The organism is Microvirga ossetica (assembly GCF_002741015.1).
Lineage (GTDB): Bacteria > Pseudomonadota > Alphaproteobacteria > Rhizobiales > Beijerinckiaceae > Microvirga > Microvirga ossetica.
The window spans coordinates 5,657,473-5,678,041 of sequence record NZ_CP016616.1 but is presented as its reverse complement, the minus strand read 5'-3'; the positions used below and the strand labels follow the sequence as shown (position 1 = coordinate 5,678,041).

The 20,569-nt window shown below is 66.3% G+C and carries 20 protein-coding genes; 8 read left to right on the top strand and 12 right to left on the bottom strand.

Annotated features, from left to right (window positions below; genetic code table 11):
* Positions 1 to 4: 4 nt before the first annotated feature.
* Entirely contained in the window at positions 5 to 1,498 is a 1,494-nt protein-coding gene (gene guaB, locus BB934_RS26975; protein ID WP_099512426.1) for an IMP dehydrogenase, read from the bottom strand.
* A gap of 174 nt (positions 1,499 to 1,672) precedes the next feature.
* On the opposite strand from guaB, the gene BB934_RS26970 reads away from it, so the two are divergent.
* Both BB934_RS26970 and BB934_RS26965 read left to right on the top strand, forming a co-directional pair.
* Positions 1,673 to 3,109 (top strand): DHA2 family efflux MFS transporter permease subunit, encoded by a 1,437-nt coding sequence (locus tag BB934_RS26970; RefSeq protein WP_099512425.1) that lies wholly within the window; start codon positions 1,673 to 1,675, stop codon positions 3,107 to 3,109.
* Positions 3,110 to 3,190: 81 nt separating this feature from the next.
* On the top strand, positions 3,191 to 4,048 hold the full coding sequence (locus BB934_RS26965) for a dienelactone hydrolase family protein (RefSeq protein WP_099512424.1): 858 nt from the start codon (positions 3,191 to 3,193) through the stop codon (positions 4,046 to 4,048).
* Between the two features lie 292 nt (positions 4,049 to 4,340).
* Here the strand turns inward: BB934_RS26965 and BB934_RS26960 are convergent, their stop codons facing one another.
* The 5 genes from BB934_RS26960 to efp form a co-directional block, all read right to left on the bottom strand.
* A complete protein-coding gene (locus BB934_RS26960; protein ID WP_099512423.1) occupies positions 4,341 to 5,276 on the bottom strand; it encodes a Gfo/Idh/MocA family protein in 936 nt (311 codons plus the stop codon).
* A 37-nt stretch (positions 5,277 to 5,313) separates the two neighbouring features.
* Positions 5,314 to 6,012, bottom strand: a complete 699-nt coding sequence (locus tag BB934_RS26955; RefSeq protein WP_099512422.1) for an RlmE family RNA methyltransferase — start codon at positions 6,010 to 6,012, stop codon at positions 5,314 to 5,316.
* Positions 6,009 to 7,043, bottom strand: a complete 1,035-nt coding sequence (locus tag BB934_RS26950) for a Ppx/GppA phosphatase family protein (protein WP_173909535.1) — start codon at positions 7,041 to 7,043, stop codon at positions 6,009 to 6,011. Before BB934_RS26950 ends, BB934_RS26955 begins: the two co-directional genes overlap by 4 nt.
* A gap of 196 nt (positions 7,044 to 7,239) precedes the next feature.
* Entirely contained in the window at positions 7,240 to 8,424 is a 1,185-nt protein-coding gene (locus tag BB934_RS26945; RefSeq protein WP_099513244.1) for an aminotransferase, read from the bottom strand.
* A 247-nt stretch (positions 8,425 to 8,671) separates the two neighbouring features.
* Positions 8,672 to 9,274: an elongation factor P gene (gene efp / locus BB934_RS26940; RefSeq protein ID WP_099512421.1), complete on the bottom strand. Its 603-nt coding sequence runs from the start codon at positions 9,272 to 9,274 to the stop codon at positions 8,672 to 8,674.
* Positions 9,275 to 9,391: 117 nt separating this feature from the next.
* Here efp and epmA point away from each other — a divergent pair, with 117 nt between their 5' ends.
* From epmA to BB934_RS26925, 3 genes are all read left to right on the top strand, one after another.
* Positions 9,392 to 10,444 carry an EF-P lysine aminoacylase EpmA gene (epmA, locus tag BB934_RS26935; RefSeq protein ID WP_099513243.1) on the top strand — a complete coding sequence of 351 codons (1,053 nt, stop codon included), beginning with the start codon at positions 9,392 to 9,394 and terminating at the stop codon, positions 10,442 to 10,444.
* Positions 10,441 to 11,490, top strand: coding sequence for a lysine-2,3-aminomutase-like protein (locus tag BB934_RS26930; RefSeq protein WP_099512420.1), 1,050 nt, complete (start codon positions 10,441 to 10,443; stop codon positions 11,488 to 11,490). The genes epmA and BB934_RS26930 overlap by 4 nt, the downstream gene beginning before the upstream one ends.
* Before the next feature lie 269 nt (positions 11,491 to 11,759).
* A complete protein-coding gene (locus tag BB934_RS26925) occupies positions 11,760 to 12,128 on the top strand; it encodes a hypothetical protein (protein WP_099512419.1) in 369 nt (122 codons plus the stop codon).
* A 2-nt stretch (positions 12,129 to 12,130) separates the two neighbouring features.
* Here BB934_RS26925 and arfB read toward each other — a convergent pair whose 3' ends face one another.
* Positions 12,131 to 12,553: an alternative ribosome rescue aminoacyl-tRNA hydrolase ArfB gene (arfB, locus tag BB934_RS26920; RefSeq protein WP_099512418.1), complete on the bottom strand. Its 423-nt coding sequence runs from the start codon at positions 12,551 to 12,553 to the stop codon at positions 12,131 to 12,133.
* A 133-nt stretch (positions 12,554 to 12,686) separates the two neighbouring features.
* Between arfB and BB934_RS26915 the strand changes: the two genes are divergently transcribed.
* Positions 12,687 to 13,613 carry an AEC family transporter gene (locus tag BB934_RS26915; protein WP_099512417.1) on the top strand — a complete coding sequence of 309 codons (927 nt, stop codon included), beginning with the start codon at positions 12,687 to 12,689 and terminating at the stop codon, positions 13,611 to 13,613.
* A 96-nt stretch (positions 13,614 to 13,709) separates the two neighbouring features.
* A complete protein-coding gene (locus tag BB934_RS47380) occupies positions 13,710 to 13,952 on the top strand; it encodes a hypothetical protein (protein ID WP_157934338.1) in 243 nt (80 codons plus the stop codon).
* 6 nt (positions 13,953 to 13,958) lie between these two features.
* Here BB934_RS47380 and dprA read toward each other — a convergent pair whose 3' ends face one another.
* From dprA to BB934_RS26890, 5 genes are read right to left on the bottom strand one after another with little or no spacing between them, the layout of a single operon-like run.
* The gene (dprA, locus tag BB934_RS26910) at positions 13,959 to 15,140 is read right to left on the bottom strand and encodes a DNA-processing protein DprA (RefSeq protein WP_099512416.1); all 1,182 of its coding nucleotides are present in this window, start codon (positions 15,138 to 15,140) and stop codon (positions 13,959 to 13,961) included.
* 3 nt (positions 15,141 to 15,143) lie between these two features.
* The gene (plsY, locus tag BB934_RS26905) at positions 15,144 to 15,746 is read right to left on the bottom strand and encodes a glycerol-3-phosphate 1-O-acyltransferase PlsY (RefSeq protein WP_099512415.1); all 603 of its coding nucleotides are present in this window, start codon (positions 15,744 to 15,746) and stop codon (positions 15,144 to 15,146) included.
* Positions 15,747 to 15,756: 10 nt separating this feature from the next.
* The gene (locus tag BB934_RS26900) at positions 15,757 to 17,052 is read right to left on the bottom strand and encodes a dihydroorotase (RefSeq protein WP_099512414.1); all 1,296 of its coding nucleotides are present in this window, start codon (positions 17,050 to 17,052) and stop codon (positions 15,757 to 15,759) included.
* A complete protein-coding gene (locus BB934_RS26895; RefSeq protein ID WP_099512413.1) occupies positions 17,052 to 17,495 on the bottom strand; it encodes an endonuclease domain-containing protein in 444 nt (147 codons plus the stop codon). Before BB934_RS26895 ends, BB934_RS26900 begins: the two co-directional genes overlap by 1 nt.
* A 56-nt stretch (positions 17,496 to 17,551) precedes the next feature.
* Positions 17,552 to 18,499, bottom strand: a complete 948-nt coding sequence (locus tag BB934_RS26890) for an aspartate carbamoyltransferase catalytic subunit (RefSeq protein ID WP_099512412.1) — start codon at positions 18,497 to 18,499, stop codon at positions 17,552 to 17,554.
* A gap of 414 nt (positions 18,500 to 18,913) precedes the next feature.
* Here BB934_RS26890 and BB934_RS26880 point away from each other — a divergent pair, with 414 nt between their 5' ends.
* Positions 18,914 to 20,551: an isovaleryl-CoA dehydrogenase gene (locus BB934_RS26880; protein ID WP_099512410.1), complete on the top strand. Its 1,638-nt coding sequence runs from the start codon at positions 18,914 to 18,916 to the stop codon at positions 20,549 to 20,551.
* Positions 20,552 to 20,569: the final 18 nt, after the last annotated feature.

Sequence of the window (20,569 nt, the reverse complement as noted above, 5' to 3'; positions counted from 1 at the left end):
CGTCTCAGCTCCGGGTCGGGTAGTTCGGGCTTTCCCGCGTGATCGTCACGTCATGGACGTGGCTCTCGCGCAGGCCCGCGCTGGTGATGCGGATGAACCGGGCCTTGTCCTGGAACTCGGGCAGGGTCGCCGCGCCCACATAGCCCATGGAGGCGCGAAGGCCGCCGGCGAGCTGATGCAGCACGCCCGAGACCGGCCCCTTGTAGGCCACCTGCCCCTCGATGCCTTCCGGCACGAGCTTCAGGGTGTCGCGCACCTCGGCCTGGAAATAGCGGTCAGCCGAGCCGCGGGCCATGGCGCCGACCGAGCCCATGCCGCGATAGGATTTGTAGGAGCGGCCCTGATAGAGGAAGACCTCGCCGGGGGTCTCGTCCGTGCCGGCAAGCAGCGAGCCCACCATGGCGCAGGAGGCGCCGGCCGCGAGCGCCTTGGCGAGATCGCCCGAGAACTTGATGCCGCCGTCGGCGATCACCGGCACGCCGGCCTGGGACGCCGCCTCGACCGACTCCATGATGGCGGTGAGCTGGGGCACGCCCACGCCCGCGACGATGCGGGTGGTGCAGATGGAGCCCGGGCCGATGCCGACCTTGATCGCATCCGCGCCGGCGTCGATCAGCGCCTGGGCGCCTTCCCGCGTCGCCACGTTGCCGGCAATCACCTGGACGGCGTTGGAGAGCTTCTTCACCCGGGTGACGCTCTCCAGAACCTTCACGGAATGCCCGTGGGCCGTGTCGACCACGACCACGTCGCAGCCCGCATCGATGAGACGCTCGGCCCGCTCGAAGCCCTGCTCGCCGGTGGTGGTGGCTGCGGCGACGAGAAGGCGGCCCTGCTCGTCCTTGGCGGCGTTGGGATAGGCAACCTGCTTCTCGATGTCCTTCACCGTGATCAGGCCGATGCAGCGGTAATGGTCGTCGACGACCAGGAGCTTTTCGATACGGAACTGGTGCAGAAGATGGCGGGCCTCGTTCTGGCTCACGCCCTCGCGGACCGTGATCAGGCGGTCCTTCGTCATCAGCTCGGAAACCTTCTGGCCTGGGTTGCTCGCAAAACGGACATCGCGGTTGGTCAGGATGCCGACGAGCTTGCCCTTGGCACCGCCCGGCCCACGCTCGACCACCGGAATGCCGGAAATGCCGTGGTGCTTCATCATCGCCAGCGCATCGGCCAGGGTCTCATCCGGGTGGATGGTAATCGGGTTCATCACCATGCCCGACTCATAGCGCTTCACGAGGCGGACCTGCTCGGCCTGAGCGTCCGGCTCAAGGTTGCGGTGGATCACGCCCAAGCCGCCGTTCTGGGCCATGGCGATGGCCATGCGGGCTTCCGTCACCGTATCCATGGCGGAGGCGATGATCGGCATGTTGAGGCGGATGGTCCGGGTCAGCCGGGTCGACACATCGACGTCGCTGGGCAGGACTTCGGAGCGGCCGGGGCGGAGCAGCACGTCATCGAAGGTCAGTCCTTCGATGATCTTATCGGCAATTACAGAGGCCATGACCAACTCCTTAAAGGGTGCGCGAGTGAGAAAATATCGCTTTGGCGAGTTGGCACGGGTCCGTAGCACGGGCTTATCGTTTCGCAAAGGGCCGAGCGGCGCGCCCGCAGAAGACCAGCCTTGCGCCTTTTTGCCCTTTGCAAGGAGGTTGCACGGGGTTAAGTGCTGCGAGTCATGCGTCGATCCCGCCTTCTCCCGCTGATCATTGCGACTGCCCTGTTCATGGAGAACACGGATTCGACCGTCATCTCCACGTCGCTGCCGATGATCGCGGAGACCTTGGGGACGGACCCGATCGCCCTCAAGCTGGCCCTGACCTCCTATCTGGTGAGCCTCGCGATCTTCATTCCGATCTCCGGCTGGATGGCGGACAAGTACGGCGCACGCACGATCTTCACCGCCGCGATCGGCGTGTTCATGGCGGGCTCGCTCGCCTGCGCGGCCTCCACTTCCCTCGAATGGTTCGTGATCGCCCGCTTCGCCCAGGGCGCCGGCGGAGCCATGATGGTGCCGGTGGGGCGCCTCGTCCTGTTACGCAGCGTCCCGCGCAGCGAGGTCGTGCAGGCGCTCGCGACCCTGACGATCCCGGCCCTCGTCGGCCCCATCATCGGCCCGCCGCTCGGCGGCTTCATCACCACCTTTTTCCACTGGCGCTGGATCTTCTTCATCAACATTCCCATCGGCATTCTCGGAATCGTGATGGCGATGCGCTTCGTGCCGAACATCAAGGAAGACGATACGCCGCCCCTCGACACCATCGGCTTCCTTCTCTCCGGCTTCGGCTTCGCCCTGCTCATGCTCGGCTTCGCCTCGGGCGGGCGGCATATGATCCCGGCAGAGATCTCAGCCGGCTGCGTGATCGTCGGCGCGATCTGCCTCGTTGCCTATGTCTTCCACGCGCGGCGCACCCCGTTTCCCGTGCTGCAGCTCGGCCTTTTGAAGATCCCCACCTTCCGCATCAGCGTCGTGGGCGGCTTCCTCTTCCGCATCGGCATCGGCGCCATTCCCTTCCTCCTGCCGCTGATGCTGCAGGTCGGCTTCGGCCTCAGCCCGCTCGCCTCGGGCTCCCTCACCTTCATCGCGGCGGTCGGCGCGCTGTTCATGAAGACCATGGCGAAGCGCATCCTCGAACGGACGGGTTTTCGCAGGCTGCTCACGGTCAACGCCTTCATCGGCGCCGCCTTCGTGGCTGCGAACGGGTTCTTCTCGCCCGAGACGCCCCATTGGCTGATCATGGTCATCCTCCTGATCGGCGGCTGTTTCCGTTCGCTCCAGTTCACGAGCCTCAACGCCATCGGCTACGCGGATATCTCCAACCGCGAGATGAGCTATGCCACGAGCCTGTCGAGCGCGCTGCAGCAGGTCTCGCTCAGCATCGGCGTCGCCTTCGGCGCCTATGTATTGGAGTTCGCCGCGAGTCTCGACGGGGACGCCGCGATCACGGCGGCGGATTTCGCCCCGGCCTTCTGGGCCGTCGCTTTCATCTCCGCCCTGTCGGGCTTCATCTTCGTGCGCCTCACGCCCACCGCCGGCGCGGAGATGTCGGGACACAAGATTGTGAAGGAAAAACTGCCTTCGACGGGCCTCGGCGACGGTATGTCCGGCCGATAGGCTGCGCTAGGCTCTCGCCGGCAAAGAACAGCGGGTCCCCACGTCAAGTCCGCTTTAGGGACCCCGCCGGGAGGAGAGAGCATGGACCAGCGCATCATCGATCTCTACGACGATTTCACCCATGGCGGCATGAACCGTCGGGCCTTTCTCGACCGCCTCGCCGCACTGGCCGGAAGCACGGCGGCGGCAACGACCCTGCTGACGGTGCTGCAGAACAATTACGCCCAGGCGCAGACCATCCCCGAGAACGATCCCCGGATCACCGCCGAGACGGTCGACATTCCCGGCGCCCAGGAGCTCAAGGGCTATCTCGTGAAGCCGAAGGATGCCGCCGGAAAGCTGCCGACCGTGATCGTCATCCACGAGAACCGTGGCCTCAATCCGCATGTCAAGGACGTGACCCGCCGCATGGCGGCCGAGGGCTTCATCGCGCTCGGTCTCGATTATCTCTCGCCCATGGGCGGCACGCCCGCCGACGAGGACAAGGGCCGCGACATGATCGGCCAGCTCAAGGGACCGGACGTGATCGCCTGCGGCAAGGCGGCGGTGGCCTATCTGAAGGCCCGCCCGGACAGCAACGGCAAGGTCGGCGCCATCGGCTTCTGCTGGGGCGGCGGCGCGGTGAACACCCTCGCGGTCAACGAGCCCAACCTCAATGCGGGCGTGGCCTATTACGGCGGGCAGCCGAAGGCCGAGGACGTGCCCAAGATCAACGCCGCGATGATGATGCATTACGGCGGTCTCGACGAGCGCATCAATGCCGGCATCCCGGCCTACGAGGGCGCCCTGAAGCAGGCCGGCAAGACGTACGAGATCTACGTCTACGAGGGCGCCAACCACGCCTTCAACAACGACACCAACGCGGCGCGCTACGACAAGGAAGCTGCCGAAACCGCGTGGAAGCGGACGGTCGGGTTCCTGAAGAAGAACTTGGCTTGAGGTTCACCGCTGCAGCGTCATCCCGGGAGCGCCCTTCTTCCCTCCCCCTTGCGGGGAGGGATCGAGGGTGGGGGTCGCAAAGTCGGAACTCAGAGTTCTATCGATGAGGCGGTGACGTGGCTACCGTCGCATCTTCTCCGGCAGGGTGAGGTGGACCAACACCGTTCTCGTCTATCACTCACCCGGTCGGACCACCCCCACCCCTATCCCTCCCCGCAAGGGGGAGGGAAAATGGCGCGTCATCCAACGATCCCGGATCTTCGCTGCGCTTCGTCCGGGATGACGGCTTGCTCTAATCCTCGAACGCGTCCACCTGCACCCGCTTGCCGATCATGAAGGCGTCCGCCACGAGGCGGAACGGGGCGGTGTCGACTTCCGACTGGCGCGCATTGAGCAGCTCGTCGAAGCGCCGGTAGATGGCCTGGTACTCGGCGGGATCCTCCTTCACCACCTCACGGCCGCCTATCTCGAGGCAGCTGCCGCCATGGGTGAGCTTGAGGGTCAGGCCGGCTTCCGTCTCGACCTCGATGTCCCAGGTCTGCGGGCCGGTCTGGCGCCAGTCGAAGACCGCCTGGAGATCGCCCTGGCCATGGCTCATGGAGAAGGCCAGATTGGCGGCGATCGGCGCATCGCGGTTGGCCGGGAATTCCAGGCTGGAGGACTTGATGAAAACCGGCTCGGGCATGATGCGCGTGACGATGGAGAGCGCGTTGATGCCCGGATCGAAGACGCCGAAGCCGCCGGCCTCCCAGATCCATTGCTGGCCCGGGTGCCAGTGCCGCACATCCTCTTTCCAGGTCACGAGAAGACGCTTGATCGTCCAGCCGGCGAGAGCCTTCTTCGCCTCGTCGACGGCCTTGTTGTACTGGGCATGCCAGGTCGTGAACACGACCTTGCCGACCTTCGCGGCGAGTTCCTTGAGATCCTCGAGCTCGCTCAAGGTCGCGGCGGGCGGCTTTTCCAGGAGCACGCTCTTCCCGGCGACCAGCGCATCGCGGGCGATCTGGTGGCGGACCTGCGGCGGCGTGCAGATCGACACGGCCTCGATGTCGGGAAGCTTCAGGAGATCCCTGTAATCCAGGAAGGTGTAGCGCGCGTCCTCATGGGTGAGCCCACGCTGGCTCGACACCGCAAGAAGCTGGAAATCGGGATTGGCCTTGATGACCGGCAGATGCTGATCCTGCGCGATCTTGCCGAGGCCGATGATGCCGATCTGGTGCAGGGCCATGGTCGTGCCTCCTCATTCTTGATGTCGAGCAAAGGCGTCAGGCTTCGGGCGTCTCGCCTGTCCGTCCCCGGAAACCGGTCGCCAGCACATAGAGTTCCGCGGAATCGGTCCGGCTCGCGGCAGGCTTGACGTGGCGCACGACCGCGAAGTCGCGCTTGAGGTCGGCCAGAAGCTGGTTCTCGGTCCCACCCTGGAACACCTTGGCGACGAACGCGCCGCCCGGCGCGAGGATCTCGCGGGCGAAATAGATCGCCGCCTCGGCGAGCCCGATGATCCGCAGGTGATCGGTCTTCTTGTGGCCGGTGGTGTTGGCGGCCATGTCGGACATGACCACGTCGGCAGGACCGCCCAGCATCTCGATCAGCTGGCCGGGAGCGCTGTCGTCGAGGAAGTCGAGCTGAATGAACTCGACGCCCGCCATCGGATCGATGGGCAGAAGGTCGATGCCGACGACCTTGCCCTTCGGGCCGACCACCTTGGCGGCGATCTGCGACCAGCCCCCAGGCGCGGCGCCGAGATCGACCACGCGCTGGCCGGCTTTCAGGATGTGGTACTTCTCGTCGATCTCGAGGAGCTTGAAGGCCGCGCGCGAGCGGTAGCCTTCGCGCTTCGCGCGGGCGACGTAAGGATCGTTGAGCTGGCGCTCGAGCCATTTCTGCGAAGAGAGGGACCGCTTGTTGGCGGTTTTCACGCGCTGCTTGAGATTGCGGACGCCCGAACCGGTTTTGGCACTCACCTTTGGCCGCCTCCCCGCCACACCGAATCCTCGCGCATCATGTTCATCAAGATTCCTTCGCGCAGTCCGCGATCCGCGATGCGCAGGCGGTCCGAGGGGAAGGCCCGCCGGATCGCTTCCAAAATGGCACAGCCTGCAAGAACCAGATCGGCACGGTCCTTGCCGATGCAGGGATTCTCGGCGCGCTGCCTGAAATCGGAATGCAGCAGGCGCTGCATCACCGTCGAGATCTCGCCGTTGCGCATCCACATCCCGTCGACCCGGCGCCGGTCGTAGCGCGCGAGGCCCAAGTGAATGCCGCCGACGGTGGTGACGGTCCCCGAAGTGCCGAGCAGGTGGAAATTGTGCGCCCGCCCGGCCTGGGCCGCCACGAGGGCGAAATCGAGCAGGAGTTCGGTGACCTCCTCGACCATGCCCTCGAATGTTTCCGGCGTCACTTCGATGCCGCCGTGGCGCTCGGCCAGCGTCACCACGCCGACGGGCAGCGAATCCCAGGCGCGGATGCGCTTGCAAGGGTCGGCGAAGGCATGCGGCGCCTGGCCGTCGAGCCAGGCGATCTCCGTCGAGCCGCCGCCGATATCGAACACGATGACCGAATGCGCCTTGGGATCGACGAGGGAAGCGCAGCCCGTGACGGCGAGATAAGCCTCGGTCTTGCGGTCAACAATCTCCAACTCGAGGTCGAGCTCGTCGCGCACTCGGTCGATGAAGGCGGGGCCGTTCTCGGCGAGCCGGCAGGCCTCGGTGGCGACGAGACGCGCGCGCCACACATCCTTCACTGCCATCTTCTCGCGGCAGACGCGCAGCGCATCGATGGTGCGTCCGATGGCATCGTCGCTGAGACGGTTGCCGAGGCCCAGCCCCTCGCCCAGCCGCACGATGCGCGAAAACGCATCGACGACGCGGAAGCCGAAATGCGCAGGCTCGGCAATGAGAAGGCGGCAATTGTTCGTGCCGAGGTCGAGCGCGGCGTAGCTTCGCGACGGGCGACGCCTGGTCTCCTGTCGCGGCGGGGCCGGGCGATCGGCAATCCATGACGACCCGCTTGCCGCGCCCTGAAGCGGTTCGGCAATCCGGTCGTCGTCATCTGTCGTCACGTCGGCCTTGACGGTCAAAACGATTCCCCGAGCATCCGGATGGATGTCCTGTCGGGTGAAGAGTAACCGTCGCGCCACCGTCCTGCCAAGGGTGGGCGCTGCAGAATGTGGCGCTTCGCCCGAAGAGCCATCAAAGCGTCAGGCCGCGGAAGCGCTCCGTGAGGCCGCTCAGGACGTCCGCGCCGACATTGGCGATGGCGACCCGCAAATGCCCCTCCTGGCCGGGGCCGAAATAGCTTCCGGGCAGGCACAGCACGCCGCGTTCCGTCGCCAGCTTCTCTGCCACCTGCTGCGCTTGTCTGCCCGGGAAGGGATGGCGCAGATAGGCGAAATAGGCGCCGACCGACTCGATCTTCCATTCTGGCAGTGGCGCGAGAGCGTCCTGAAATACCTGTGCACGCCCGTTGATCTCGGCCCGGTTGGCCTCGCGCCAGTCGCGTAAGCCATCGATGGCCCAGGGCAGCGCGCCCTGCGCCGTGCGCGGAGCGCAGATCTGGATGCAGTCGAGAATCTTCGCCGCCTGCTCGATGAGCCCGGCATCGGCCGCGATCGCGCCGGTGCGGTGGCCCGGGATCGCGTAGGATTTCGAGAAGGAATAGAGCTGGATCACCGTGTCGCGCCATTCCTCGCCAACGAACAGCCCGTGCGGGCGGTTCATGCCCTGTGGCAGGAAGTCCCGGTAAGTCTCGTCGATCACGAGATAAATACCGCGCTTTCGGCAGAGCTGCGCGAAGCTCTCGATCACGTGCGCCGGGTAGACGGCCCCGGTCGGGTTGTTGGGCGTCACCAGGACGACGGCGCGCACCTTGTCGTCGATCACCGCCTCCGCATCCTCGACGCGTGGCACGAATCCGGCATCCGCCCGGCAGGGCAGCGGGCGCGGCTCGATGCCGAGCATGTCGAGGCTCATCTGGTGGTTGAAGTACCACGGCGTCGGCAGCAGCACCGCGTCGCCGCGATGGGCCAGCAGCATCATCGCCACGAAGAAGGCCATGTTGCAGCCCGCCGTGACCGCCGTGTCCTCCGGTCCGATCCTGGCCTCGTAGATTCGGGAAAGCTCGGCCGCATAAGCCTGCCGGAGAGGCGCATCGCCATTGATCGGCCCGTATTGCGAGCCCGCGGCATCGCCGGCGATGGCGGCCATTCGCTCGAGCAGCTCGGCATGGGGCGCATTGCCCGGAACGGCCTGGGACAGGTTGATCAGCGGCCCGAAGGCGCCTTCATAGCGCTTCGTCCAGGCCTGCGCCTCCGGGATCGGAGGGCTGCCGACATCCGCGACGAGGGGATTGATGGATTTTTCAGGACCGCTCGTCATGAAAATGTTCGCCTTCGAGACATGAGAAAGGGCAGGAATCCGGCGAGACTCCACCGAAACCTCCTGCCCTGCAAGGTTTGTTGCGGCTCTACAAGAGCTGACCGCGTCCTTAGTACGCGCCTTTCCCTCCCCCTTGTGGGGAGGGATTAAGGGTGGGGGTGTCGGCGCCAGAGCGTCATAGGCTATCGCTTACACCCCCACCTCCAACTCCTCCCCACAAGGGGGAGGAGGGCTGCGTAATGGCATCTCAGTCCTTCGCGCGCTCCACGTAGGAGCCGTCTTCGGTCATGATTACGACGCGGGTGCCGGCCTGGATGTGGGGCGGCACCAGGGTGCGCACGCCGTTCGACAACATGGCGGGCTTGTAGGACGAGGAGGCTGTCTGGCCCTTCACGACCGGCTCGGTCTCGGTGATCTCGAGGGTCACGCGGGCCGGCAGCTCGATGGCGATGGCGATGCCGTTGTGCGTCGAGAGCATCACGGCCATGCCTTCCTGGAGATAGGGCTTCTGGTCGCCGATGATGTCCTGCGGCACGACCACCTGGTCGTAGGTCTCCGGGTTCATGAAGTGGAAGCCCTCGCCGTCCTCGTAGAGGAAGGTGTGCTCGCGATCCTCCACGAAGGCGCGCTCCACCTGCTCGGTGGTGCGGTAGCGCTCGGAGACCTTCACGCCGTCGGAGATGCGGCGCATGTCGAGCTGGGTGACGGGCGTGCCCTTACCGGGGTGGATGTTCTGGGCGGTGAGAACCACATAGAGCTTGCCGTCCATGTCGACGACGTTGCCTTTGCGGAGCGTTGAGGCGATGACCTTCACGGGACGCTTTCCTTGTGACAGATAGGGGCGCGTCATGAGGGGCGGGTCGTCCTGCCCCCAGTGGCGCCGAAAACATTTTCGGAGCCGCAAGTAGCCTATCTTCGTGCAAATCGCCAGTCCGACCTCGCGGAACCCTTTGGAATGGATAAGCCCCTGCCCGCTCTCTCCCCCTGGTGGACGCCGCATGTCCATGCCGACCGGCGCCCCTTCCTGATCGGGCGCAACCGGATCCAGGCGGCCCTGCGGAGCTTCTTCGCTAGCCAAGATTTCGTCGAGGTCGATACGGCCACGCTCCAGACCTCGCCGGGCAACGAGGCGCATCTCCACGCCTTCGCAACCGAGGCCATTGGCCCCGATGGCGCGCGGGTGCCGCTCTACCTCCACACCTCGCCCGAATTCGCCTGCAAGAAGCTCCTGGCGGCGGGCGAAACCCGCATCGCCTGCTTCGCCCATGTCTACCGCAACCGGGAGCGCGGCCCGCTGCACCACCCGGAATTCACAATGCTCGAATGGTACCGGGCGAGTGAGGGCTACGAGGCGCTGATGAAGGATTGCGGCGAGATCCTCGCTCTCGCGGCGGAGACCGCCGGCACCCGCACCCTCGCCTTCCGAGGCCGTGAGACCGATCCCTTCAAGGAGCCGGAGCGCCTCACCGTGGCCGAAGCCTTCGAGCGCTTCGCCGGCATCGATCTTCTGGCCACTATCGACCGCGACGGCGCAACGGATCGGGAGCATCTGGCCGCCAGCCTGAAGCCTTCATGCCTGCGGGTGGCCGAGGACGATACCTGGGCCGACCTGTTCAGCCGCGTCATCGTGGAGCGGGTCGAGCCCGAACTCGGCCTCGGGCGCGCCACGATCCTGGACGAATACCCGGTCGCCGAGGCGGCGCTCGCCCGACCGACCGCCCGCGACCCTCGCGTGGCGGAGCGTTTCGAGCTCTATGCCTGCGGCGTCGAGCTTGCCAACGCCTTCGGCGAGCTGACCGACGCGGCCGAGCAGCGCCGCCGCTTCGAGGCGGAGATGGCGGAAAAGATGCGGGTCTATGGAGAGAGCTACCCCTTGGACGAGGACTTTTTGGTGGCGCTTGCGCAGATGCCGGAGGCCAGCGGCATCGCGCTCGGCTTCGACCGGCTTGCGATGCTCGCCACCGGCGCCTCCCGCATCGATCAGGTGATCTGGGCCCCGGTTCCGGAGACGGGCCGTTGAACGCGATCCGCCCCATCCGCACGCCCGCTGAGCTCGTCGAGGCCGGCCTCGTCGCGCCGGAATATCTCACCGGGATCGAGGCCGTCGCCGAGCGCTATGCCATCGCCATCAGCCCTGCCATGGCCGCGCTGATCGACCGAGCCGATGCGAACGATCCCATCGCCCGCCAGTTCGTGCCGGATGCAGCGGAATTGAACGTCACGCCGGAGGAGCGCGCCGATCCCATCGGCGACCTCGCGCATTTGCCGGTCGAGGGCATCGTCCACCGCTATCCCGACCGCGTGCTGCTGAAAGCCGTTCACGTCTGCCCGGTCTATTGCCGCTTCTGCTTCCGCCGCGAGATGGTGGGACCGCAGGGACTCGGCACCCTCTCTCCCGACGCCATGAACAAGGCCTTCGCCTATATCGCAGACCGTCCTGAGATCTGGGAGGTCATCCTCACCGGCGGCGATCCGCTGGTGCTGTCCCCGCGTCGTCTCACCGAGATCATGCAGCGGCTTGCCGCCATCGATCACGTGAAGATCGTCCGCTTCCACACCCGCGTTCCCGTCGTCGAGCCGGAGCGGATCGACGCGGACCTGATCGCGGCGCTCAAGACGAGCGGCAAGACGGCCTATGTGGCGCTTCACGCCAACCATCCGCGCGAGCTGACGCCGGATGCGCGCGCTGCCTGCGCCCGGCTCGTGGATTCCGGCATCGTCATGATCAGCCAGTCGGTTCTTCTCAAGGGCGTCAACGACGATCCGGACACGCTGGCCGCCCTCATGCGCGCCTTCGTCGAGACGCGCATCAAGCCGTATTATCTCCACCACCCCGATCTCGCCCCCGGCACGAGTCATTTCCGCCTGTCCATCGAGGAAGGCCGCGCCCTGGTGGCAAACCTGCGCGGGCGGATATCGGGACTCTGCCAGCCGGCCTATATCCTCGACATTCCCGGTGGGCACGGAAAGGCCGTGATCGGTCCGGACTCGATCCGGGAGACCGGCGGGTGCTACACCGTCTCGGATTTCAGGGGTGGCCAGCACCCCTATCCTCCCTTGGAGTGAGGAGCACAACGAGCAGCGGGGAACTAAGGTACGATCGCACCCGGCTGTGAGACTCCAGACTTGCTCTGAAGGCTGGCTCATCATTCATTGTAAAGCACAGTGGCATTTTCCCTCCCCCTTGTGGGGAGGGATCAAGGGTGGGGGTGTTGGCGCCGCAGCCTGATAGGCTATCGCTCACACCCCCTCCTCCAACTCCTCCCCACAAGGGGGAGGAGGGCTTAGGTTTACGATCCGACTCCTGTGGGTCGGACTATGAGTGGAACCCGACGATGGCGAAGGATGCTGTTGGACCTGGCGAGCACGACGGGCACAAGCGCGTCGACTCAACCTTCCGCAACGGCTCCATCACCGCCATCGGCGTCGTCGTCGGCTTCTCGCTCGGTTTCCTAAGCCGCTGGGCGGCGCTTCCCGGGGAATGGAGCCATTCCGATCTCATCTCGGTGGCCCTGATCACGCTGGGCCTCGCCCTTCAGGTCAAGTCGCTGGCGGACCTGCTGCACGTCTCGTCCCTTGAGCTGAAGCGCTATAATCGCTCGATCCGGTTCTTCCTCGCCGGCCTGATCCTCGTCGGCCTTGGGGTCGTGTTCGCGATCTTCGCCGACCTTCTCGGCTTTGGCGGCATCGTCCTCAAAGGATAGACTCAGTCGTAGCTCGGCTTGCCGCCGCGGCCCTTCTTGATCTCGGAGCGGCGGCCCTTCGCCTCCAGCCGGCGCTTCTTCGAGGCGAGCGTCGGCCGCGTCGGCCGGCGCGGCTTCGGACGCTCCGTCGCCTGACGGATCAGCTCGACGAGGCGCGCCAGAGCATCCTCTCGGTTTCGCTCCTGCATGCGGAATCGCTGGGCGGTGATGACAAGCACGCCGTCATTGGTCAGGCGCCTGCCGGCGAGCCGTTCGAGCTTCTCCTTCACGTAATCGGGCAAGGAGGGTGAATTGCGCACGTCAAAGCGCAGCTGGACGGCGGTTTCCACCTTGTTGACGTTCTGACCGCCGGGACCCGAGGCGCGGATGAAGCTCTCCTGAAGCTCGGCTTCGTCGATCGCGATGGAATTGGTGACCTGGATCATGGGGCCTCGGACCGGAACCGGGAAAAGACAAGTGGAGCATGCGGACCGAATTCCAATGCAAGCTTATCCGGCGCTTGTCGAGCACCCCTTTCCATCCTAAGCGACCGGTATACGCTTCCCTGACCGGCTCTCCATGTCCGCCATCCTCGCCAGCCTGATCCCGACCTTCCTGATCATCGCCACCGGCTGGCTCTGCCGCGCCACGAATTTCGTGAGCGAGCCGCAATGGGCGGGGCTGGAGCGCGTGACCTACGTGATCTTCTTTCCCGCGCTGATCATCGACACCCTGTCGCGCGCCGACCTCTCCTCCGTGCCGGTGCTCGGCGTCGGCGGGGCGCTGGTCGGGTCGATCCTGACCATGGCCGTTCTGGTGCTGGCGATCAGGCCCGTGCTGGAGCGCCGGTTCGGCATCGACGGCCCGAGCTTCACCTCGATCTTCCAGGGCGCGACGCGCTGGAACACCTTCGTCGGCCTTGCGGTGGCGGGCAGCCTGTTCGGGCAGCGCGGCATCGCTCTGATCGCGGTCGCCATCGCGGCCATGGTGCCGCTTCTCAACCTTCTCGCCTTCTACGTGTTCATCCGCTTCGCCGGCCGCCCGCGGCAGAGCCCGTGGGACATCCTGCGCTCCTTCATCGCCAATCCCTTCATCTGGTCCTGCGCGATCGGGCTTGCCCTCAACCTGCTGGCGCCGCCGCTGCCGAAGCCGGTGGCGGGATATATCGACGTCATCGGGCGCGCGGCGCTGGCGTCGGGCCTGCTGATTGTGGGCGCCGGGCTCGACATCCGCAGGCTCGCCAGCCCCGGCCTGCCGCATGCCCTGACAGCCGCCCTGAAGCTGGTCCTCATGCCGGTCATGGCCGTCACCCTGGCCCGTTTCATCGGCGTGACCGGCGACGATCTCGTGGTCACGGTCGTCGCCGCATCGGTGCCCTCGGCCAGCGCGGCCTATGTGCTCGCCCGGCAGATGGGAGGCAATGCCGGCCTCATGGCGGAGATCCTGACCCTGCAGACGCTGATCGCCCTGATCTCGATGCCACTGTTGATCTCCCTCCTGGTTTGATTACACAACTATAAGTATAGTAAGATTCATCTTGTATTATTTTTGGTTGTGTAGCTATCTAGGGGTAATTGCAACAAAGAGACAGCGTCGCCCTCGATGTCGAAACCCCCGCGCCGATCCCTCACCGTCCCGCCGTCCCAAGAGCCGCTGGCGGCCCAGGACGCGGGCCTGCCCCGGGCCCCAATGTCCCCGGTTGAGACGGCGCGATATGTTGCGGAATTCTCGGCTGAGCTCGCCTTCCTCGCCCGGCAGGCGAAGCTCGATCTTCTGGCATATCTTCTCGACATGGCACGGCTGGAGGCGATCCGGGTCGTCCAGTCGGGCGGGAAAGACGTCTGAGGCCGCTCAGCGCGCTACGATCAGCGACACCGCGTTGCCGCCATGGCGCTCGAGGCGCCCGGCGATCTCAAGCTCCAGCAAGGCCATCTGCACGCTGCGGATCGGAAGCCCCGATTGCCGCACGAGATCGTCGATGGCGACGGGCGAGGGTCCAAGGAAGATCGTGAGATCGGCGTCGCCCGCAGGCTCGTCGCCTCCGTCGTCCGGCATGACGGGACGCACCGGCGCGCGGACGATGTCGGGGAGGTCGAGCTCGTCCCAGAGTTCCTCCGACCCGACGGCATGATGCGGCTCCTCGGCACCCCGGTCGAGACGCGGGCCGGCGGCGATCAGGGGTTCGAGCACGCTGGTCACATGCTCCACGCCCGCGCAGAGGGTCGCCCCGTCGCGGATGAGATCGTTGGTGCCCTCGGCGCGCGGATCGAGCGGCGAACCGGGCACGGCAAAGACCTCGCGGCCCTGCTCCAGGGCGAAACGTGCGGTGATGAGCGAGCCCGAGCGCCGCGCCGCTTCGACCACGACCACCCCGTAGGACAGGCCTGAAACGATTCTGTTACGGCGCGGAAAATCGCGTCCGCGGGGCTCCCAGCCCATGGGCATCTCGGAGATCACCGCCCCGCCCTGCTCCAGGATGGCGTTCAGCAGCGGCTCGTTCTGAGAGGGATAGATCCGGTCGTGCCCACCCGCGAGGACCGCGACGGTGCCGGTCTCGAGGCTCGCCTTGTGCGCCCTGGTGTCGATGCCGCGCGCCAGGCCGGACACCACCCCATAGCCGGCCTCGCCCAGCTGCCGCGCCAGGCGCTCGGCAAAGGTCAGGCCGGCGGCGGAGGCATTGCGCGATCCGACGATGGCAACGGAGGGTTTTGCCAGCAACGCGGCAGCGCCGCGGAGTGCGATGAGAGGCGGCGCGGTGTCGATGGCCTGCAGGGTCTTCGGGTAATCGGGCTCGCCCATGGCGACGAAGCGCACGCCGAGGCGAGCGGCGGCGGCCATCTCCTTCTCGGCCTCGGCCCGGCTGCAGACCTTCAGCAGCAGGCGCCCGCCGCGGCGGGCGAGCTCCGGCAGGGCCTCGAGAGCCAGGCCCGCGCCGCCATATTGGTTGACCAGGGCACGGGAGGTTCTGGGTCCCACATTTTCCGAGCGGATGAGGCGAAGCCAGTCGAGACGCTGCTCATCCGTCAGGATCATGGACTATCCCTTCTGCCCGATCTTGCCCTCGGTCCCGGCCAGAAGGCGGCTGATGTTCTGGCTGTGTTTCCACCAGAGCAGCGCCGCGAGGATGATGGCGAGGCCCGCCATGCCGGGCTCGCCGAGAAGCCAGAGGATGATAGGCGTCGCCGCGCTGGCGATCAGCGCCGAAAGCGACGAATAGCGGCTGGTAAAGGCGATTCCGAGCCAGATCAGCGCGAAGATCAGGGCCGCCAGCGGCTTCAGGCCGAGCAGCACGCCGATGAAGGTGGCCACGCCCTTGCCGCCCTTGAACCCGAGCCAGACCGGGAAGAGATGGCCGAAGAAGGCGCCGAGCCCCGCGACGATGGCGAATTGCGGGCCCCACAGGGCGGCGATCGCGACCGCTGCGGTGCCCTTCAGCATGTCGCCGAGCAAAGTCGCGGCGGCAATGCCCTTCCGCCCGGTGCGCAGCACGTTCGTGGCGCCGATATTGCCGGAGCCGATCTTGCGCACATCTCCTAAGCCCGCCATGCGGGTGAAGATGAGGCCGAAGGGAATCGAGCCCAGGAGATAGCCGAAAACGAGCGCGGCCAGCATGTACAGGAGATTGGCTTCGTCAGACATTCACTTCTCGTTACATCGTATCGCGCTGAAAGACCACCCTGCCCGCCACCATCGTCATCGTCACCTGCCCTTGCAGGCGGGCCTCGTCGAAGGGCGAGTTCTTGGACAGCGATCTGAGATCGCGCTTGTCGAGGACGTAGGGCGTGTCGGGATCGAAGACGATGAGGTCGGCGGGCGCGCCGACCGTCAGCCGTCCGGACGGAAGCCCGAGAATCTCGGCAGGCCTCGTCGACAGGGCACGAAGGAGCCGGGGCAGGGAGACGCGTTCCTCATGAACGAGGCGCAGGGCCGCCGAGAGCAGGGTCTCGAGCCCGACCGCGCCGTCCGCCGCCTCGGCGAAGGGGAGCCGCTTGTTCTCAACATCCTGTGGATTGTGGTCGGAGACGATCACGTCGATGGTGCCGTCGGCCAGCGCGTCGATCATCGCCTGCCGGTCGTCCTCGTGGCGCAGCGGCGGCGAAAGCTTCAGGAAGGTGCGGTAATCTCCGATGTCGTTCTCGTTGAGCGACAGGTGATTGATGGAAACGCCGCAGGTGACCGGCAGCCCTTTTTCCTTCGCGGCGCGCACGATCTCCGCCGAATCGGCGGTCGAGATCATGGCGGCGTGGTAGCGTCCGCCGGTGAGGCGCACGAGGCGGATGTCGCGCTCCAGCATCACCGTCTCGGCCTCGCGCGGAATGCCGGGCAGCCCGAGCCGCGAGGCGAACTCGCCCTCGTTCATCACGCCCTGTCCGACGAGGTCGGGATCCTCCACATGGTGGACGATCAGCGCGTCGAAGTCGCGGGCGTAAGTCAGAGCGCGGCGCAAGACCTGCGCATTCGTCACCGAGCGCGCGCCATCGGTGAACGCGATGGCGCCGGCCTCCCTGAGGCGGCCGATCTCCGCCATCTCCTGCCCTTCCAGTCCCTTGGTCAGGGCGGCGGCTGGGCAGATGTTGACGATGGAGGTGTCGCGGGCGCGGCGCACGATGAAGTCGATGACGGCCGGATCGTCGAGAACCGGGCTCGTGTCGGGCATGGAGACTACGGTCGTGACCCCGCCCGCCGCAGCCGCCTCGCCGGCGCTCTTGAGTGTCTCGCGATAGGGCCCGCCCGGCTCGCCGATGAAGGCGCGCATGTCGATGAGGCCGGGGCTGAGCACTTGGCCGCCGCAATCGATCACCTGCGCATCGGCGGCCTGCACGACCTGCGGCCCGACCGCCTGGATCACGCCGTCGCGCACCAGCACCCCGCCCCGCTCCTCGCGGTCGCCAGCGGGGTCGATGAGGCGGGCGTTTTTCAGCAGGATCGGTCTATCAGCAGGCATCACAGGTGGTCTCCTTTCCCTCTCCCCTCTGCGGGAGAGGGTGGCCTGCGAAGCAGGTCGGGAGAGGGGCCGAGTTCGGCTTCAATCGCTTGGCGCACGGTGTCAAGAACGAGATTGCCGTTGCCGAGCATGAGATCGTTGGAAAAGCGCAGCACCCGAAAGCCTTGGCCGCGCAGAAAGGCATCGCGCCGTTCGTCATGCGCTCGCTGGTCGGCTCGGTCGTGGGGAGCGCCATCCAGCTCGACGATCACCCTGGCCTCGGCACAGAGGAAATCGACGATGTAAGGCGCAACCGGCACCTGCCGCTTGAACTTGTAGCCGTGGAAGCGACCGGCCCGGACCTGCTGCCAGAACAGATCCTCGGCCCGTGTTGGGATCGAGCGCTGCTCCTTGGCGAAGGAGCGGAGTTTTGGGGTGATTTGGTTCTTTCGTGTCCTGTCCACGGCCCCTCTCCCGGCCCTTCGGGCCACCCTCTCCCGCTTCGGGGAGAGGGAAATTCTCACCTGTTCGGCAGATGGCTCGCCAGAGCCTCCAGCACCGCCATGCGCACGGCGACGCCCATTTCGACCTGCTCGCGGATGAGCGATTGCGCGCCGTCGGCCACGTCGGAGGAAATCTCGACGCCGCGGTTCATCGGGCCGGGATGCATCACCAGCGCGTCAGGCTTGGCGAAGGCGAGCTTTTCCTGGTCGAGCCCGTAGAAGCGGAAATACTCTTTCACCGAGGGCACGAAGGAGCCGTTCATGCGCTCGCGCTGCAGGCGCAGCATCATGACGATGTCCGCGTCCTTGAGGCCCTCCTTCATGCTCGTGAAGGTCTCGAAGCCGAGGCGCGCGATGCCGGGCGGCAGTAGGGTCGAAGGAGCGACGAGGCGCACCCGCGCGCCCATCGCCGCGAGCAGGATCATGTTCGAGCGCGCCACCCGCGAATGCAGGATGTCACCGCAGATCGCGATGGTGAGGCCTTCGATGCGGCCCTTGTTGCGGCGGATGGTGAGCGCGTCGAGCAGCGCCTGGGTCGGATGCTCGTGCGCGCCGTCGCCGGCGTTCACAACCGAGCAATCGACCTTCTGCGCCAGAAGATGCACCGCACCCGCCGCGTGATGGCGCACCACGATGATGTCGGGCCGCATGGCATTGAGCGTCACGGCCGTGTCGATCAGCGTCTCGCCCTTCTTCACCGAGGAGGACCCGACCTGCATGTTCATCACGTCGGCGCCGAGGCGCTTGCCGGCGATCTCGAAGGAGGATTGCGTGCGGGTGGAGGCTTCGAAGAAGAGATTGATCTGGGTCCGGCCCCGAAGGGTCGACTTTCTCTTCTCGATCTGCCGGCTCACCTCGACTTGGCTCTCGGCGAGATCGAGAAGCGCCTGAATGTCCAAAGGAGACAGCCCCTCGATGCCGAGGAGGTGCCGGTGCGGAAAAATGGATCGGGGGGCGTCGCTCATCTTAAAGCGATGGCTATAGGCGGTCTGGGAAATCGCGGCAAGCCGAGTTTCTCAGCCACTTTCTTCCCTCCCCCTTGCGGGGAGGGATCGAGGGTGGGGGTCGGAAAGTCGAAACGCAGAAAATCATCGATGAAGATCGCGACTGCTACCGTCTCACCTCTCCCCGGTGGGGAGAGGTCGAGCGGAGCGAGGGTGAGGGGGAGAGCGCTATCCGGAAAGGGCATAACCCCTCACCCGCCGCGCTGACGCGCGTCGACCTCTCCCTCAAGGAGAGGTGAGCCGGCGCTTTGCTGGTTTGATCTAACCCAGTCATACAACCCCCCACCCCTGCGCCTCCTCGCGAGGGGTAGGGAATCCTGTTGCGGATGCGGGAGCGCGCTACAATGAAGACTGTGCGCTACCGAGGATCGCGCCATGTCGGATCGCCATGACACGCACGAGGTCTTCAACCAGACGCCGCCCTTCGGCGAGGTGAACCTCGTCGCAACCAACCAGCCCCTGCTCGACGTCCTGAAAGCCTGCGGCGTCGACCCGGAGGCGGAGGGCCTGATCGCCTTCGGCGCGGCCTGGGGATCGGCGGAACGGCTCGATATCGGCCGGCTCGCCAACGAGAATCCGCCGAAGCTGCGCACGCACGATGCGCGCGGCTACCGGATCGATGCGGTGGAGTTCCACCCGGCCTATCACGTGCTCATGCGGGCCAGCATGGAGGATGGCCTGCATGCCTCGACCTGGGACGAGCCCCGGAGCGGACATGCCCATCTCGCGCGGGCGGCCCGGCTTTATACCGCGGCGGGCGTCGAGAGCGGTCATGTCTGCCCGATCACCATGACCCATGCCTCGGTAGGGGCGCTCGCGGCGGCTCCGAACCGGCTGGTCGAATGGCTGCCGAAAATCCGTTCGCGGGAGTACGATTCGCGCTTCCTCCCGTTCTGGGAAAAGACGGCCGTCACCCTCGGCATGGGGATGACGGAGAAGCAGGGCGGCACGGATGTCCGCGCCAACACAACCCGCGCCGAGCCGAGGGCTGGCGACGAATATGCGCTGACCGGGCACAAATGGTTCATGTCGGCGCCCATGTGCGACGCCTTCCTGGTGCTCGCCCAGGCCCCGGGCGGCCTGACCTGCTTCCTCGTTCCGCGCTTCCGGCCGGAGGGGACATTGAACGCGCTGCGCCTGCAGCGGCTCAAGGACAAGCTCGGCAACCGCTCCAACGCCTCCTCCGAGGTCGAGTTCGAAGATGCCTTTGCCTGGAGGATCGGTGAGGAAGGCCGCGGCGTGCGCACGATCATCGAGATGGTGCAGCTGACCCGGCTCGACTGCGCCGTCGCTTCCGCCGGGCTGATCCGGATGGGGCTCGCGCTCGCGGCGCATCATGCCCGGCACCGCAGCGCGTTCCAGAAGAAGCTGATCGACCAGCCCGCCATGCGCATGGTTCTGGCCGACCTCGCCCTGGAGAGCGAAGCCATGACGGCCTTAAGTCTCCAGGCCGCCCGCAGCTTCGACCTTCAGCAGGCCGACGCCGAGGAGGCTGCGTACGCCCGGCTCGTCACGCCGGCCGCCAAGTTCGGCATCTGCAAGGCGGCCCCGCGCCTCATCTACGAGGCGATGGAATGCCTCGGCGGTAACGGCTATGTGGAGGAAAGCGCCTTGCCCAGGCTCTACCGGGAGGCCCCGGTCAATGCGATCTGGGAGGGCTCGGGCAACGTGGTCGCCCTCGACATCCTGCGCGCCGAGACCCGCGAGCCGGAGGTGGCGACCTCGGTGCTGGAGCGCCTCATGGAGGATGTCCGGGACCTGCCCGGCGCCTCCGATGCGGCCCGGGACATCGTGCTGGCGCTCCATTCCCCGGACGCCGACGCGCGGGCCCGCTTCATCGCGGAGAGGCTGTTCGTCCTGGCCGCCATCGCCGCTCTCGTCCGCTCCGCCCCGCCCCGGATTGCCGAGGCCTACGCCCTGACCCGCCTGGCCGCCCCGTCCCGGATGATCGGCGCCAACGATCTCGGGGCGGCCGTGAATCCCTTGCTGGAGCGCGCCTTCGTGGCCATATAGGGAAGCTTGGGACAGGTC